This is a genomic window from Kitasatospora sp. MBT63 (assembly GCF_000710465.2).
Taxonomy (GTDB): domain Bacteria; phylum Actinomycetota; class Actinomycetes; order Streptomycetales; family Streptomycetaceae; genus Kitasatospora.
Genome location: NZ_JAIZ01000095.1, coordinates 1 through 16168, shown reverse-complemented (window position 1 = coordinate 16168; position 16168 = coordinate 1). Strand labels below are relative to the sequence as shown.

At 71.8% G+C, this 16168-nt stretch carries 15 protein-coding genes and 2 pseudogenes; 2 read left to right on the top strand and 15 right to left on the bottom strand.

Annotated features, from left to right (window positions below):
• The 12 genes and pseudogenes from AA75_RS06500 to AA75_RS06445 all read right to left on the bottom strand — a co-directional run.
• On the bottom strand, nucleotides 1-656 hold a 656-nt coding region (locus AA75_RS06500; RefSeq protein ID WP_304441485.1), incomplete at its 3' end, for a catalase.
• Between the two features lie 494 nt (nucleotides 657-1150).
• A pseudogene (locus AA75_RS06495) lies at nucleotides 1151-1417 on the bottom strand (DUF4235 domain-containing protein).
• Nucleotides 1418-1519: 102 nt separating this feature from the next.
• Nucleotides 1520-1994, bottom strand: a pseudogene (locus tag AA75_RS06490) (bacterioferritin).
• A gap of 454 nt (nucleotides 1995-2448) precedes the next feature.
• A complete protein-coding gene (locus AA75_RS06485) occupies nucleotides 2449-3165 on the bottom strand; it encodes a glycosyltransferase family 2 protein (protein WP_033818814.1) in 717 nt (238 codons plus the stop codon).
• Entirely contained in the window at nucleotides 3162-3827 is a 666-nt protein-coding gene (locus tag AA75_RS06480) for an SAM-dependent methyltransferase (RefSeq protein ID WP_051811931.1), read from the bottom strand. Before AA75_RS06480 ends, AA75_RS06485 begins: the two co-directional genes overlap by 4 nt.
• Nucleotides 3824-4453, bottom strand: a complete 630-nt coding sequence (locus tag AA75_RS06475) for a PIG-L deacetylase family protein (protein WP_368666547.1) — start codon at nucleotides 4451-4453, stop codon at nucleotides 3824-3826. Before AA75_RS06475 ends, AA75_RS06480 begins: the two co-directional genes overlap by 4 nt.
• 175 nt (nucleotides 4454-4628) lie before the next feature.
• Nucleotides 4629-5309 (bottom strand): hypothetical protein, encoded by a 681-nt coding sequence (locus AA75_RS06470; protein WP_233288942.1) that lies wholly within the window; start codon nucleotides 5307-5309, stop codon nucleotides 4629-4631.
• Between the two features lie 338 nt (nucleotides 5310-5647).
• Nucleotides 5648-6163 carry a hypothetical protein gene (locus tag AA75_RS06465; protein WP_082526297.1) on the bottom strand — a complete coding sequence of 172 codons (516 nt, stop codon included), beginning with the start codon at nucleotides 6161-6163 and terminating at the stop codon, nucleotides 5648-5650.
• A gap of 119 nt (nucleotides 6164-6282) precedes the next feature.
• On the bottom strand, nucleotides 6283-6606 hold the full coding sequence (locus AA75_RS06460) for a hypothetical protein (protein ID WP_033818812.1): 324 nt from the start codon (nucleotides 6604-6606) through the stop codon (nucleotides 6283-6285).
• A 298-nt stretch (nucleotides 6607-6904) separates the two neighbouring features.
• Entirely contained in the window at nucleotides 6905-7825 is a 921-nt protein-coding gene (locus AA75_RS06455; protein WP_033818811.1) for a Rieske (2Fe-2S) protein, read from the bottom strand.
• A gap of 101 nt (nucleotides 7826-7926) precedes the next feature.
• Nucleotides 7927-8610, bottom strand: a complete 684-nt coding sequence (locus tag AA75_RS06450) for a DUF6766 family protein (RefSeq protein ID WP_033818810.1) — start codon at nucleotides 8608-8610, stop codon at nucleotides 7927-7929.
• A gap of 83 nt (nucleotides 8611-8693) precedes the next feature.
• Nucleotides 8694-9113 carry a hypothetical protein gene (locus tag AA75_RS06445; protein ID WP_051811929.1) on the bottom strand — a complete coding sequence of 140 codons (420 nt, stop codon included), beginning with the start codon at nucleotides 9111-9113 and terminating at the stop codon, nucleotides 8694-8696.
• Between the two features lie 1231 nt (nucleotides 9114-10344).
• Between AA75_RS06445 and AA75_RS06440 the strand changes: the two genes are divergently transcribed.
• A complete protein-coding gene (locus AA75_RS06440) occupies nucleotides 10345-10515 on the top strand; it encodes a hypothetical protein (RefSeq protein ID WP_033818808.1) in 171 nt (56 codons plus the stop codon).
• 236 nt (nucleotides 10516-10751) lie between these two features.
• On the opposite strand, the gene AA75_RS06435 is transcribed toward AA75_RS06440, so the two are convergent.
• Entirely contained in the window at nucleotides 10752-11843 is a 1092-nt protein-coding gene (locus AA75_RS06435; protein ID WP_082526296.1) for a YihY/virulence factor BrkB family protein, read from the bottom strand.
• 853 nt (nucleotides 11844-12696) lie between these two features.
• Entirely contained in the window at nucleotides 12697-13869 is a 1173-nt protein-coding gene (locus AA75_RS06430) for a PP2C family protein-serine/threonine phosphatase (RefSeq protein ID WP_033818807.1), read from the bottom strand.
• Between the two features lie 227 nt (nucleotides 13870-14096).
• On the opposite strand from AA75_RS06430, the gene AA75_RS06425 reads away from it, so the two are divergent.
• Nucleotides 14097-14513, top strand: a complete 417-nt coding sequence (locus tag AA75_RS06425; protein ID WP_233288941.1) for an ATP-binding protein — start codon at nucleotides 14097-14099, stop codon at nucleotides 14511-14513.
• Nucleotides 14514-14918: 405 nt separating this feature from the next.
• Here the strand turns inward: AA75_RS06425 and AA75_RS06420 are convergent, their stop codons facing one another.
• The gene (locus AA75_RS06420; RefSeq protein ID WP_255369498.1) at nucleotides 14919-15227 is read right to left on the bottom strand and encodes an STAS domain-containing protein; all 309 of its coding nucleotides are present in this window, start codon (nucleotides 15225-15227) and stop codon (nucleotides 14919-14921) included.
• Nucleotides 15228-16168: the final 941 nt, after the last annotated feature.

Below are 16168 nucleotides of genomic sequence, written 5' to 3'. Positions count from 1 at the left end.
TGCGGGATCTCCCGGTCCGGGTGCGGCTTCGCGGCGTGGACGACGTCGGGGAACTTGATGGCGTCCTGGATGAAGAACACCGGGATGTTGTTGCCGACCAGGTCGAACACACCGTCGGTGGTGTAGAACTTCGTCGCGAAGCCCCGGGTGTCGCGCACCGTGTCGGCGGAGCCCCGCGAGCCCAGCACAGTGGAGAACCGCACGAACACCGGCGTCTCGACGCCCTCGGCCAGGAAGGCGGCCTTGCAGACCCCGGCGGCGGTGCCGTAGCCGCGGAAGACGCCGTGGGCGGCCGCGCCGCGGGCGTGCACGACGCGCTCAGGGATCCGCTCGTGATCGAAGTGCATGATCTTCTCGCGCAGGTGGTGGTCCTGCAGCAGCACCGGACCGCGCGGACCCGCCTTCAGGGAGTGGTCGGAGTCCGGCAGCCGAACGCCCTGGGCGGTCGTCAGGTAGCCGCCGTTCTGAGCCGCGGCGTCCGCGGGCGCGCCGGTGTCTCGCCCGGTCGCGGTCAGCGGGGCGGGCGCCCACTGGTCCGGCTTCGGGGGCAGCGGCGCCCTCGGTTCGGTCGGCTCCGCCACCTGCGGGTGCTCGGCTCCGGGTGCGCCGGGCATCGGCGGCCGCTCCGCGGAGGGGATACCCTCCGCCGCCCCCATCACTTTGTCAACGATCTTCTTCACCGGTCCGGGCTCGGTCACGACGTCCTCCTCAGGGCTCCTGCAACTCATGCCAGGTAACCCCGGAGCCCCGCAGCCAAACGGATCGCCGCGCAAACGAGTGGCACCACGAACTATGCCCCCGCCCCGACCGGCCACGGGGGCGAGGCTGTCATCCGTCCGGCGGACCGGCCGTCCGGCCTCGTTGATCACACGCGGGCGGCGTGGCGGGCCGGCCCGATGACGTCCGACGGCCCGAGCATCGCCGTGAGCTGCCAGCCCGAGTCGCGCCACCGCTCTGGAACGGCACGCGTACGGGACCCGTACAAGGGCACGTTCCGATCCGACGGGGGCGGCACGCGAGCCGGTCTTGGCTGCTGAGCGGCTTCGTGCCCGAGCTCCGGGTCGCTGGGGCTCGTCCTGGCGCGTTCAATGTGTCTGTCGTTCTTCTCGTCGACCTCGTCCTTGAGGTGCTTGCTCGCGGTCGAACTCGGTCATGGGCAGTAGAGCCAGGTGCCGGCCAAGCGGTGGGTGCCGACGGCACCGCTGCGATCGACCGCGGCCTCGACGAGTCCGAAGACCGCCCCCTGCAGGGCGCCGGCCGTCAGAACCGCTTTCCAGGTGCGGTCCTAGTCCGTGGCTTGTGGTGCCTCGTCCTCGTGGCCGAGGATCGCCCACAGGCGCTTGAAGACGGCGCCCGCAATGACCCCGCCGAGGCCACCGAAGAGCAGGCCGAGCGGCTTGTAGAGGATCTTGACCATCGCTGCCTCCCGGGTCGGGACCGCCGTAGAGCCGGCGGCTGCTGTGCGCCTGTCCGAAACGGGCGCCGCCAACCCTCCGGCAGCCCGAGCCGGGCTCTGGGCTCAGATGGCGAGAAGGTCGGTCAGGTCGTCCGCGTGCTCTTCCTCCTCTTCGAGGATGGATTCGATGAGGCGCCGGGTGGTGGGGTCGTGGTCGCCGAGCCAGCGGGCAATCTCCTGGTAGGTGGAGATGACGATGCGTTCGGCCAGCAGGTTGTGCTCCAGCATCGCCTTGGTCCTTCTCGTCCGGCGCGGTGTAGTCGGTGTGGGCGCGCTGGACGAGGGTGGCGGGATCGAAGTCGGGTTCGCCGCCCAGCTGGGCGATCCGCTCGGCGGCCCGCAGGGCGTGCTGCATCTCCTCGGCTGCGTGCTCGGTGAACTCCGCCGCCACCTGGGCGCGGTCGATGCCCGTGGCGGAGATCGCGTGCCGGGTGTAGCGCAGCCAGCACACGACCTCGGTGGCGACCACGTCGTTCAGGACGGCGATCACTTTCTCCGTGTCAAGGCCGTAGGTGCTCGTCACCGCGCCTTCCGCCATCTTCTGCCGGGCCTCGTCCCGGATCCGGCTCACATCGATCACGAAATCGTCGCCTGCCACGGTGTGCTCCCAACGGTTGGGGAAGGACGGTCCGCACACGCCTTCCCGACCGGCGGCAGTCTCATGCGCGTTGGTCACAACGCCACCGGTTCGCACCGGGATCGGCAGGCTCCCTGCGCCGTCGCCAGTGGTCGGTGCGGTCGCGTTCAGCCCGCGTGCCTGGAGGTTGCAGGCGTCCGGGGTGGTGCTGCCAAGATCCACGCGCCGACCAGGATCCACGGAGCGGGTAACCCCGGGGGGCCGCCGTGCAGCGCGCCGCGCGGCCGCCCCAGCGGGCACTGAGGGTTCGCATGGGCATCAGGCTGCCTGTTTCCCCCGTGGCGTGGTCCGCACCGAGCCGGACAGCCCATCCGGCGCCGACAGCACAGCGCGCCGCCGGGCAGGCCTGCGGTGGTCAACCGGTCGACGCGTCCAGCTCACGCAGAAAGTCCCCGAATCCGCCGAGGGCCCGCGGATCGCGCCGCGGGGAGGTGGCCACGGCGTTGCGGGTGGTGCGTTTGACGCGGAAGCCCGCGGCTTCCAGAGCAGCGACCAGTGTCCTGTCCTCGCCGACGGGCAGCGCCTGGAATCCACCGGCCGCCCGGTAGACGTCGGCCCGCACCGCCAGATTCGCCCCGTGGACGTGACGGTGCCCGTCCGCGCGCTCCTCCTGCTGGTAGTGCAGCCGGAAGGCCGTGGCGGTGTGGCCCCGGTACCCGCTCCAGTCCGTGACACGCACCGTGCCCACGACGGCTTCCCAGCCGCAGGCCGCGTGGGCGAGCTGGCGTGCGAGCCAGGCGGCCGGGACACGGGAGTCCGCGTCCGTGTGGGCCAGCCACACACCATCGGGGGTCAAGCCGCGGCGGGAGGCGAGCAGGGCGTCCAGAGCGTGGCGGCTACCCGCCGCGCGGGCAGCCCCGACATTTCCGGCAGTCAGCTCCAGCAGGTGCGCGCCGTGATGACGCGCGATGGAGCCGGTCGCGTCACGGCAAGCGTCGGCCACCACGACCATGTGGCACGGCAGGTCCCGCACCTGCGGATGCCGGGTGGCGCGGTGCAACGCCTCCAGGCACTCGGCCAGCAGCTCTTCTTCGTCGCGGGCCGGCACCACCACGGCCAGGGCACGGATCACGTCAGCCCCTCGGCCGCGGCCACCGACAGGCGCCGCGCCGAGGTGCCGGGCAACTCCGGGCGGGTGAACACGTCCAGGAGAAAGTCCGGCTCACTGTGGGTGGCGATCCGCACCAGGGCCGGATGACGGCCGGCCTGCCGGTGGACTGCCTCGGCGCCTCGGGCGTGGTCGGCGACCGGGTGGCGCCAGTGCACGAGTTCCAGAGTCCCGTCCGGCTCCAGGGACCTCGCCGCACGGTCCAGGATGTCGGCGGTGTCGGCGGCGGTGAAGTAGTACAGCAGCTCGGACAGGACGACCAGGTCGAAGCTCTCCTGCGGCCAGTCACCGGGTAGCAGGCGGTGTTCCACGCGCACGTGCGGCAGACGCGCGAGCCGGGCACGGGCCTGGCCGACGGCGCGATCCTCCCGGTCGCAGGAGAGCAGGGCCCGGCAGCGACCGGCGAGCAGCGCGGACAGGACGCCGACCGAGCAGCCGGGCTCGAAGGCGCTGCGATAGGCGGCTCTGGGGAGGGCCGCGAGCGTGAGTGCGTACTTGCGTTGCTCGTACCAGCGATCGGCGAGCCGCCACGGATCGTCGCGGTCGGCGTACATCCGGGTGAAGTAGTCCCCCGGCGTTCCGGCCTCCTGCGACCGGGGCTCCGTCGGGGGGCGGTGCGCGGTCATCGCCAGATCACCTCGAAGTCGCGGCGGAAGTGGGCGAGTTCGGCGGGCGGCAGGATCGCCTCGTCGCCGGGGCCGCTGCCGAGCGGCTCGATCTGGCTGTGGAAGGACTCCAGCGCCGCCCGCTTGCGGGTGTGGGCCGCCGGGGTCAGTGCGATGCGGGCGGCGCGATGCCAGGGCAGCCGTCCATCATCGGGGGAAGCCCAGTGCCACGTCCAGATCGGGTACTCCCACACCGGAACGCCTCGCGCGGCGCCGGCCGCGAGTGCGGCGCGCCCCGCGGCCTCGTGGTCGGGGTGCAGGTCCCGGCGGTACGGCGCGACACACAGGTCGCAGTCCCGGAGCAGCGCGGTGAGGTGGCCGGCCAGCTCCCGCTCGTGCCGGGCGACCTTGCCGTCGGGCACGGCCAGCGCCACCCTCTGCGCGCTGGCGGCACCCAGCCGGCCGAGCGCCTGGTGGAGTTCCCGGTCGCGGACGGCCGCCAGGTGGCGGGCCACCGGCGTGTGGCTGTGCGGATGGGAGGCCTCGCCCGCGGTGATGGACACCACGCGCAGCCGCACCCCGGATGCCGCGAGGAGGGCGGTCGTGCCGCCGAAGCCGAGGACCTCGTCGTCGGGATGGGCCGCCACCACCAGGACCCGCGGGCGGCGGCCCGGCCCGGCTGGCAGCCAGCCGAGCGGGTCGACGACGGGAAGGGCGCGCAGCCCGGGCCAGGCCTCCCAGACCTGCTCGCTGGTGCCGGGTTCCTGAATCGGATCGGCTGCGGCCGGTCGCGGACGGACGGGGGCTGGGCTTGGCGGTTCGTCACGTGTCCGCCCAGTCCGGGCTGCCTGCGCAGGCGACCTTGCCGAGGGCGGCCAGGTCACGCTCGGCGTGGTGCTGGCGCAGGTAGACCGTCAGGTCCGCTACGGCCCGCGCGTGAACGGCGTCGTGGCCCAGTGGGGCGGCGCCCAGTGCTCGGCCGACCCGGACCAGCACGTCGGCGGCGGCGTCCTCCACGGCCGCGCGCACGCGCATCGTGCGAAGACGCGCCCTGCCGTCCTTGTCGAGCGGGTCGGCGTCCACAGCTGCGGCGGCACCGTTCAGCACCGCGTCGACGGCAGACAGACGGGCGTCGACCGCTCCGAGATGAGCAAGCGCGTGCGGGTCCAGCTCCCACTTCCGCGCAGCGGACAGGAGCGTACGGGCGACCGCGCAGGCGCCCCCGTACCAGCATGCGGCCACGCCGATCCCTCCGTGGTGGAACCCGGGACGCTCCAGGTAGGCCCCCGGCTCACCGACGGGAAGCGCCCGGACACCGTCGAGGTTCACGTCCAGCGTGTCGCTGCCCACCATGCCCGGCCCGGTCCAGCTACCGGGCACCGGGTCGACGCCGGGCTGGGCGACCTCGACGGCGAACAGCCTCCGCAGCTCACCGTCGCGAGCGGTGACCAGCGCGTGCGTGCACACCCGGGCGCCCGAGCAGAACGGCTTCACCCCGAACAACCGCCACCCTCCCGGCACCCGGCACGCCCGAAGCGCGTAGCCGGGAGGCTCGGCCGCCCACACCCCCCACCGGACCCGGCCGTCATCCGCCGGCAGCCCGACCGCTGCGGTGGCATCGAGTTCGGCGAGGATCGCAACAGCGTCCGCGTGCCCTTCGGCAAGCCGGGCCAGGGACAGGTCCCGCTGCGCCCATCGCGTCAGTGATCCCCATCGGTCCCGGGTTCGGCCACTGCCGGGCAGCGGCAGATCCAACTCGCCGCGGGCCGCCATGCGCGTGAACACCTCGTCGACACACTGAAGGTCGTGGTCGGCACCGGCTCCGGCCGCTGGGGGCGCGCTCATGGCGTGCCGGCGCGTTCGCCGGAGGCGGCGGCCCGGCCGACGAGAACCTCCTCGCTGACCACCCGGTGCCAGCGGCTCAGCGTGCGTGTCTGCTCAGCGGCCCGCTGGATGAGGCGGTCGAGATCACCGGGGTCCAGGCGCGGATCGTTGTCGGCGATGGCGCGCACTGCCTGCCACAGCGCGGTCTTGCCTTCGACGCCGGCACGCATACCCTCCAGCTCGATCAGGTCGCTCAACGGGGAACGGCGTGTCAGTGTGCCGTTGGGCTTGAGGCGGGCGATCCGCTCACCCACGAGGCCGAGCCAGGTGCGGTAGTGGCGGACGGGCACGGCGAGGCTGTTCATGATCCGCACGAGGTCGTCGCGGTCCTGCTCCACGTCACGGGCCAGGTGGCGCAGCTCGGCCGCGCGGCGGCTGTCCGGGTGGGTGTCGGCCATCCGGCGGGCGAGCGCGGCGCCGCCGAACGCGCCGGTCAGGTGGTCGTTCAGGTAGATGCTCAGGGGCTCCGACATGAGTTGGGGGGTCATTGCATGCCCTTCGAAGGGTGGCCGGGAGTACCGCGTACCGGAGCGGGCGCGCGACCGACGGCCGGGCTCCGGCCGGCGCAGGGGCGTAGCCGCGGGGGCCCGGATCAGTGACCGAGCGCGTCGGCGAGCTGCTTCTTGTTCATCGTCGAGCGGCCGTGGATGTTGCGCTTCTTCGCCTCGTTGTACAGCTGCTCCTTGGTGGGCCCCTGGGAACCGGCGTGGGAGCGCTGCCCGCCGCGCCTGGAGGAGGAGATGTCCTTGACGGAGCTGCGGCTGGCGGTCTTCGACTCGCCGTGCCGGGCACGTCCCTTGTTCACGGTGCGGGCGGCGATCTCCTCGGCGCGCTTGTCGCTCTCACCGCGCTCCATCGCGCTGTCCTTGATGTGCTCGTACTGCCGCTCCCGTTTGGGACTCGATCCGCGAGGCATGGTCGTACCTTCCTCTCCGGTGGTCGCGAGGAGCGTCTACCCAGCGTCGGCGGCCGAATCCGCCGCCACCTGTCCGGCCGTGTGTCGTACCCGCCGACGAGGACACCGGAGGAGAAGGCCTGGGTCGTCTGCTGCTGGATGCTGCGCCGCGAGCTTGGTCGTCGAAGCGGCTGTGCGACCCGAAGTGATCACTGTCCGCGCCGGGGCCGGCGGTTTCAGGGGTACACCCGGGCAGGAGCTCGAGTGCGTCGACACCTGCGTTCGGGAGAACCCCGTTTCCAGTTGAAGGCCGGCGTTCTCACCCGGCGTCCGGCAGGCGTGCTTGGAGGTTGCCGCCGCCGTCCGTGCGGGTGATGAAGACCGGCTGCGGGGCCGTGGCCGGCCCGCCGACGTTCCACCCGTCCGACAGGCGGAAGACACTGCCGTGCCAGGGACAGGTCACACAGCCCTCGGCGACCTTCCCCTCGGAGAGGGGACCCGAGAAGTGGCTGCACCGGTCTGCCAGAACATGGAACATCCCGGCTGCTTCACGCACCACCAGCACCGGTACCTCACCGATCATCCGGCGCTCCGGAGCCCCGACGGCGAATTCTGCTGCGCGCCCCAGCGTGTGCCATCCCGGCCCCACCAGGTGAGGTACCGGCTCCGTCTTGTTCGCGCCGGCGGCCTGCCGGTACGCGAGGTGGCCACCGATCGTCGCCCCGCTCCCGACCGCCACCAGCCCGGCGAACCCCAACACCCGCCCCAGCCCGCTGCAGCCCCGCGCGCGGGCCGCCCACGACGCGCCGTACAGGCCCACCGCGGCGGCCACCGAGGCGGCATGCGCCAACCCGGTGCGCATCTGCTGCTCGTGCTGCTCCGCCCAGTCGACCCACCCCGTCACGGCCGCCGGGACGGCGGTAACAACTCCGACCCCGACGAGCACGTGCGCGGCGCGCCGACAGCCCGGCACGAGGTCGAGGACAGCGACGGACAGCCAGGCACCGACCGGCACCTGGACGAGCGCCGGGTGCAGCGGATGACCCAGAGGGCGGCCGTGCAGCACCCCGCGCAGCCGCCCCAGGGGAAGGGCCTGCACGACCTGCTTCAGCGGCACGGCGACCGTGTCGAGCTCCTCGGCGCCGCCCAGGGCGTCGAGCGCTCTCAGAAGCCGGGCGCCGACGCTCTCACTTGCGTCCGCCCGAACAGCGCCGGTGAGGCGCGCGATGAGGGTTCCCATGCGCCCAACGCTGCCTGCTCCCCGGTATCCGCGCGGATCCGGCTGCGCCGGACGGCGTACCTGCCCGGCATCGGCGGCACCGTCCGGATGTCTGCCGGTGGTCAGCCTTCGACGCCGGTGGAGGTGTGGGCCGAGCCCACCGGCTTCGACTCCGGCGAGCCGCGCTGGCGCAGGTAGACGGAGAGGATGGCCATGGAGGCGACGGCGAGCAGCTCGGACTGCCAGTTCTGCAGGGTCCGGTTCCAGAAGTCTGCGGAGAACACGTAGTCGGACCAGGTGAACGGTGCCTGGAGGTTGCGGAGCCGGTCGGCGTTGAAGGCGGAGGTGCCGGTGATCGACTGGGAGAGCCAGGAGCCGAGGAAGAACAGTGCCATCACGATGCCCAGGGAGCGGGAGTACAGGGCGCGGCGCAGTCCGCCCGTGCGGGCCCAGGCGGGTGAGTCGTCGGTGGCGTGGTGGCCGACCTTCTGTGCGCGGTCGCTTTCGGGGCCGGCCTCGTCCAGGGGCTTGGACTCGGGTGAGCCTCGTTGGAGGAGCCAGACGGTTCCGAAGATGTAGAGGAAGAACTGGAGGTATTCGGACTGCCAGTTCTCTGTGACGTCGACGGCGAAGTCGGATCCGGTGAGGTACTGCGCCACGGAGACGGGCTGGAGGTCGGCCGCGACGAGCTGGTTGTTGACGTCGGCCAGGCCTGAGGCTGCCTGGCCGATGAGGGTGAGCAGGAATGCGGTGCCGAACACCAGGGTGAGGCTGTTGTCGTGCAGGAACCGCGATGCCCGGCTCACCGGTGCATGGCTCCGATCGTGGTGAAGTAGGCCAGGCCGCCGACCACGATGACGACGAGCAGGGTGAACAGGGTGCGCACGGTTCACCCTCCCTTGAGTTCGCACTTGTAGGGCTTGCGAGGGCGGGGCTCGCAGCCTGCGGCGGTGATCTTCCAGCCGTCGGGAAAGGACGACAGGAACAGCGTGTCGGCGTCGAGCACGACCCGGGCCTGCCGACCGTAGACGTCGACCCGCTGGACGCCGGAGGCGTCGGGCACGTCGCTGCCGGAGATGGCCTGTTCGCAGCTGCTCTTGGCGGTGTCCTCGAGTTCTTGCCGTGTCCCCGGGGCGAGTGCGGCGCACAGGGCCGCACTGTCCTGCCGTGCGATGGCGGTCTCGAAGCGTAGGGCGCTCGCGGTCGCGGCGTCCTCCCGGTCCGAGAGGGACGCGCACCCGCTCACCGAGGCAAGGGCCAGGGCGGCGCCCGCCACCGGCGTCCAGCGTCTGGTCCGCTCGTGAAGCATAGGACGAAGCGGAGCACGGCCCGCGCACCGGGTCAACGATGCGCGGCCGCCAGGCCACCGGAAGGGTGACACCGCGACAGCACGCCGAAGAGTGCCTGCCTGGCGCGTGCTGCTGGGATCTCCAGATGGAGCCAGCGCGCGGTCGCGGGCGAGCAGCACGATGCTCGGCGAGGCAGGCAGCGACCTGGGGCCGGCGGGCCTGCAGCATTCACGGCCGATCCGGTCGGCACAGTATCCGCCTGCCGCACCGCGGCACTCGCCCTCGTTGACAGACCCTGATTCAGGCTGAGGGGCGGGCGTGACGGGGACGGCCGGAACGCTCGCTGCGGCTCATTGTGGGCCGCGCCCCGCGATTGCGGTGCCCGGGACCGGGAGCAGTGACGGTCAGAACGGCCGCGAGCACGAGGGGCGCCAGCAGCAACACTGTGGCGGTGGTCATACGCACCTCCGGAAGTCGACCAGAACGTGCCGGTCGACTGCCCCCTCCGGCTGAGAACATGTCAGCAACGCCATCGGTTCACACCACCGGCCCCGCCGCGCACGTCCCCTCGTCTGGTCCGGATGGCACCGTGCGGGTGCGGTGGAGAGGTCTGGTGGCCACCGTGAGGGGATGAACATCGTCGTCGTGCTGGAACCGGACGTTCCGGCGAACGTGCGTGTCCTGGGACCCGACCGCGCGCTGGCAGACCCGCCGGGCCCGGTACGGCGCGCGCACGCCGCCCCCACATCCGCCGCGGGGACCTGCGGTCCCCTCACCCTGTGCGGCCTGGACACCGCTGATATGACTCTCGCGCCGTACCGGACTGCAGGCCCGAACCAGCCCTGGTGGCCGCCGCGATGGCACCCGTGCAGCATCTGCCGAACCACCCGGGACCTGGCCACCACCCCCGCGGAACGACCGACGGACAGCGTCCAGCCAGCAGGAACTGCAGGCTGAGAGCGCGGCCTCGCCCGCAGCACGCCAAGGACGGCAGCGCTGCCCAACGGCTACGGCGCAAGGGAACGAGAGACCATGGTCGACGATCCGGGATCTTGCTCGGCGGGATCGGGGCCGACTACGAAGAGTGCGAGGCCGGGTGAAGGCCGGGCGACACCGCGGCCTGAGCGAGCGACGGGACCGCCTGGGCAATGAGCCCCTCGGCGGTCCGATCGCGTTGGCGGAGGAAAGCATGGGCGCGCTGCGCGGGGGCAGACGCGGGTCGTCATGCTCACCGAGTGAAAGGGTCTCGCCGTGCTTCCGCTGATACTGGTCCTCCTGCTGGCTCTCATCCTGTTCGGAGCGGGCTTCGCTCTCAAGGCCCTGTGGTGGGTGGCCGTCATCGTGCTCGTGGTCTGGCTGCTGGGCTTCGTGGCCCGCAGCACCCACTCCTCCGGCCACCGCAACCGCTGGTACCGCTGGTAGCCCGGCCCATCTGACGGCACGCCATCAGGCGGAGCCTCACGCGGCGGCCGCCTCAGTCGGCCGGGGGCGCGGCGCTGGGGCGGGTCCGGCGGAGAGCTCAGGTCTTGTGCTGGACGCCTACCCCGGTCCTGGCGGGGATCCGGGCCGGTCACCCCCACCTGTCGAAGGTTGCACCGGCTGCCCGTCGGCGCGGCTGGCTGGTGCGAATGTGGTTCAGCCACCGCACGCGAACAGTTCTACCGCGTCGTCCCCTCCGGCGGACAGCCTTCGTGGTCGCCCGGGAGCGTGACGCTCCTCCCGCTACCGGTGCGGTCCGGTCCGTCGTCCGGCCAGGTGTGGGTGTCGCGCGGTCGCACGTACGGCTCCTCGCCTTCGGGCAGGCCGCCGCGGGTGGCGCGTTCGCGGGCGAGTTCGGCGTCGAACTCGAGGCCGAGGAGGACGGCGAGGTTGGAGATCCACAGCCAGACGAGGAAGACGATGACGCCGGCCAGGGCGCCGTAGGTCTTGTTGTAGGACGCGAAGTTGGCGACGTACAGGGCGAAGCCCGCGGACGCGGCCAGCCAGAGCAGGACGGCGAGGAGGCTGCCGGGCGAGATCCACCGGAATCCGCGGCCGCGGACGTTGGGCGCGGCCCAGTAGAGCAGCGAGATCATCAAGGTGACCAGCAGCACCAGCACCGGCCACTTGGCGACCGCCCACACGGCCAGGCCGGTGTCCCCGACGCCCAGTGCCCGGCCCGCACGGTCGGCGACGGGGCCGCTGAAGACCACGATCAGGGCGCTCGCCGCCATGAGCAGCAGGAGCAGCATCGTCAGGCCCAGGCGCAGCGGTGTCGTCTTCCAGACCGGGCGTCCCTCGCGGATGTCGTAGACGGCGTTGGCCGAGCGGATGAACGCGGCGACGTAGCCGGAGGCGGACCACAGGGCGGCGGCCAGGCCGACGATGAGCAGGACGGTGCTGGTGCCGCCGTTGTTCTGGAGCTGACGGACGGCGTCGCGCAGGATGTCGCGGGCAGGTCCGGGTGCGAGGCTCTGCAGGTTGTCCAGCACGGCGTCGGTGGCGGAGCGGCCGACCACGCCCAGGACGGACACCAGCACGAGCAGGGCCGGGAAGATCGCCAGGACCCCGTAGTAGGTCAGCGCGGCGGCCCGGTCGGTGAGCTCGTCCTCGAGGAACTCGCGGCCGGTGCCGCGCAGCACCGCCCACCAGGATCGGCGTGGCAGGTCGGTCGGGCTGTCCGGCGCGTCCTTCTCCACCTGCGGGCCGGGGCCCGGCGGGGAGGCGACGCGATCGCCGTCCGGATGGTCATGGGCAGAGGATGGTTTCATGCTGGGCGTCTGCCCGGCGGCGCGAAGTCAACCACCTGACCGCCGCGTCCGCTCCGGCATGACCTGACCTCTCCTTCGTCGGATCTCCGCCTCACGCCTGCCCCGCCGAGCGTCAACCACGCGCCACCCGGCCATCACGCCCAACGGACCCGACCGTCCGACCTTGGCAGGGCGGCGCCGGGGCTCCCGGGCCCTGGGCGGTCGGCCCGCCACAGTCCGCACCTCGCGACCGAGGCACGTCGCCACCGTGCGGCCAAGCCCCCAGTGGTGCATTACGGCACCGGCGCCGGGTAGGCGCAGTACGGGCGGGGAGAGTAGAGGAGCTGACATCATGACCACCGCCGTTCCCACGGCAAGCACACCGCTTCCACCGGTGCCACGTCTTCCCAAGCGGCCGCCGCACCGGCCAGCCGCGCTCCTGCCCGACCTGCCACCTCCCAAGGGCTGCGAGGCCCCGCCGATCAGAATCACCAGCAGGTAGCGTCCGGCTTGCGCCGACACCGTCGGTGAAGCCCACCGCCCCCGTGTTGAGCGCCGCGCCGAGCCCGAGCTGTGGCCTCAGACCTGTGACCGGGCGTGCTGCGCTGCCATCCGCAAGGGGACGATGATGGTCAACGCCGACTGTTCACACGCAGCTTCCGCGGGAGGGCGGCTCCGCGGCGTCCAGAAGCACTCGTCCGACCCGGTGAAGGACGGAGGCCCTCGGCCCGCTCCGATTGTGTGCGCGTGGTCGGACGTCGGTCCTCCTACAACGCTCGGGGACGGTGCGGCCGTCAACCGGACGGGCCAGCGCAATGCTGCCGCCTTGCCGCGCAGGCAAGCGACAGGGCATTGGCGGCGATGTGGCGGCCCGTCAGGATTGTGGGCCGTGCCAGTCCAGGCACAGCACGGTGGCATCGTCCTTGGGGGGCTGTCCCTGGTAGGCGTCGGTGACCGCGCCGACCAGGGTGCGCACGACCTCGCGGGGGTGCTCGGCGGCGGTCTTGCGCAGGAGGGCCGGCAGGTCGACCGCCTCGGCGTCGCGTTCCTGCATGCCGTCGGTGTGCAGCAGCAGACGGTCCCCGGGGCGCAGGTCGAGGTCCTGGACGAGGTAGGCGCCTTGCTGTTCGATGCCGAAGGGCAGGTTGACGGTCAGGTGGAGTTCGTCGACCGCGCCGTCGCGCAGGCGTAGCGGCCAGGGGTGGCCGGCGTTGACGAGCTGGGTGCCGGTGCCGTCGAGGGCGATGCGCAGGAGCTGGCCGGTGGCGATGGTGCGCCGGCCGTGGTCGAGGAGGGCCTGGTGGGTTTGGTGGGCCTGTTCGGCGAGGTCGGTTCCGGCGCGGCGGGCGCCGCGGGAGGCGTTGACCATGAGGGTGGCCATGAGGGAGGCGTTGACGTCGTGGCCCATGGCGTCGGTGATGGACAGGTGCAGGGTGTGCTGGTCGAGGCTGTAGTCGTAGGTGTCGCCGGCGATGTCGGCGGCCGGGACCAGCGCTCCGGCGAGGGTGAACTGGGGCGCTTCGCAGGTGGCGGCCTGAGGCAGGAGCTGGTGCTGGATCTCCGCGGACAGGCTGACGGTGTCGGTGCGGTTGCCCCAGTGGTAGAGGTCTGTGAAGCGGCGGTCGGTGACGATGATGTACGCGAGTGCGTGCGCGGCGTCCTGCACCTCGTCCAGTACGTTCGCGGTGACGTGGGGCAGGAACAGTTCCAGGACGCCGATGGTGTCGCCGCGGTTGGTGACCGGGGCGAGCACCCGCCGCCCCTGTCCGTGCTCAGGTTCCAGCACCGGCCGCTGCGAGCTCAGGACCTCGTCGTACACGGTGCGGCCGGCGAGCGGGACCTGTGCGGCGCGGTCCTCGTGATAAGCGGTCTCGGTGTCGTGAACGCGCAGCAGGCGCCGGCCGACGACGTCGACGAACAGGAACGACACGTACCGCGCGCCGAACCGGTCCCGAAGGTCGCGCGCGACCACGTCGAGGGAGTCCACCGGCGCGGCGGCCTCCGCCGCCGCCAGCACCTGCGCCAGAGCGATCCGGTCACGCGCCACAACAGCCTCCTTTCGTCAAGGATGGATCACCGACGCGATGGCTGCTGCCCAAGCAGGCCGGACACCGGCGAAAGCCACCGCGGTGCACCTGTTGGTGCAAGCTTGGCCGGTGTCACGCTGAGGTGACGGCCTGCGGGTAGACGCGACACAGGACATCAGTTCCGGGCGAGGCGCGGATGAGGCAGGCATCAGGTGGTGAAGCAGGGCGGGCACAGTCCGGGGAGGTCGTGCCGGTTTCCGGGCTGTTCGGGGAGGGCGAGAGCATCGCCTCTGCCCGCCATTTCGCCCGTAGCTTCCTCGCGGATGTCCAGGCGGTGCACGGACTCGCCGTGCCCAGCCATGTGACCGACACGGTGCAGCTGGTGGTCAGCGAACTGGTGACCAACGCCCGCACCTACGCACCTGGCCGATGCCTGCTGACCCTGACGATCAACGTCGGCATGGTAGAGGTGACCGTATACGACAACAACCCCACGCCACCGTCGATCCCTACCCCCGATCCGACCCGGATCGGCCGGCACGGGCTGGAAATCGTCAGGGCCCTCACCCAGAGCTTCGCGGTCCACCGCGAACCCCTCGGCAAGCACATCACCGCCACCATTGCACTGGCCGACGACCCCAGAGATACTGGGGCCGCTCCTTAGACGAACCCTCGAGTACTCCGACGGGTTCAGCGGACGGGCTGTCCAGGTTCTTCGCCCTCGCGAAAGCTCAGGTGAACACGGACAGACCGAGCGCCGCGACAGGAACGTGCTCACGCCGGAGGCACGGAGCCACGCGGCGCTCGCAATGCGGGCCCCAAAGGGTGGGCTGCGCCCGGACTCCGGCCACCAATCCACCGCCACAGGCATCCGGCAGCACCCCGAACACGGTCCGCACGCGGGGACTGCGAACTCACGGAGCTGCCCGGGGTCAGGGCCGAGCTGCGGTCGCGGAGTTCCTCAGTCCTCCCCCCAGTGCCTGCACCACCCCGCCACCGACTGGTTCGAGATGGGCAAAAGCGAAATTCCCCCCTGCCCCCCGTTCGGAAACCACCAACCGGCGGCAACCTAGTCGGCGCTGGGATGATGCGGGACGCTGAGGCCGGCGGGTTCGACGGGGAAGAGCTGGTCGGTGCCGGTGAGCTGCAGCAGCCTCGCCACGTTCGCGGTGGGGCGCGCCAGATGGACCGCCGCCCCCAGACGCTCGGCCTCGATTCGGCCTCGCAGGAGGACGTTGAGGCCGGCAGAGTCACAGAAAGTGACGGCGCCCAGGTCGATCACCAGTATCGGCGGGACCGGCCGCAGTGCCAGGGCGCGGTGCACCGCGGCGTGCAGGACAGGGGCCTGCTCGAGGTCGAGCTCGCCAGCGCATTCCAGGACGGATCCGGCGACGGCGGTGACGGTGAAGGCGCGTTCTGGTGTGATGATCGGGCAGCTCCCTTGATTCCCCGTGTGGTGGGCGTGCCCAGCCTACGGCGCACCGGTGGCTATGCGCGCCGGTGCGCACACGTGTTCACCGTCGCGCCTGTCGGCCGAGGGCAGCGGGTGCGTCGTGGTCGGCATCGGCGCGCACGGCAATGATCGGCCGGGATAGCCGCTCGGGGTCGCCAGGGCCCACGGGCGGTGCAACCGAGTCGTCGAGACTGTGTGTCGCCATACGCCGGGCCACGCCGCCGGGATGGTCGTTCGTGAAGCCGGGCAGGCTGCGCTCTGCTGGATGGACCCGGACTTCCACCTGCGCGATCTGATCGACCTCGCCCCGGCCGAAACCGCAGGCCGCCCGGCCTGCGTGCCCCGCTGGCCGAACCGGCACATCCCGTTGCCGGATGGGCGCGCCACCCCGGTGCGGCCCGTCCGCCCGATCAGCTCACCCAGGGCGGTCTGCGTACCGCCGCGCTCGCTCGGAGTGGTCACGTCGGCCAACTCCGAGCTGGGGAAGTCGGGGTCATCGCCCCACTTCCCGCTCGGTCGTGCCATGGCCGCGGTGAAGGACATCGCGCGGACGGTCGATCGCCCCGGCCGGCCCCGACGCAGGGAGCCGCGGCTGCGCGCAGGGTAGGTTGGCGTCGCACTGAGAAAGCCGATGACGGCGTCGGGACGGGGAGCACAGTCCGTCCCGGCGCCGCCTGGGCATCCAGCGCGGCTATCGATCCCCGGGGTCGGCGACCCGGGGTCGGCTCGTCGGGGGCGACCAGCATCGGTGGAGAGTCCAGGAGCGGCCCGATTTCTCGAGGCGGAGAGGGTGACGCGGGCGGCCACGGTCTTGAACACGCGATGGACGGTGGAGGTGATGTTGACGTCGATGATCTCGATCTCGT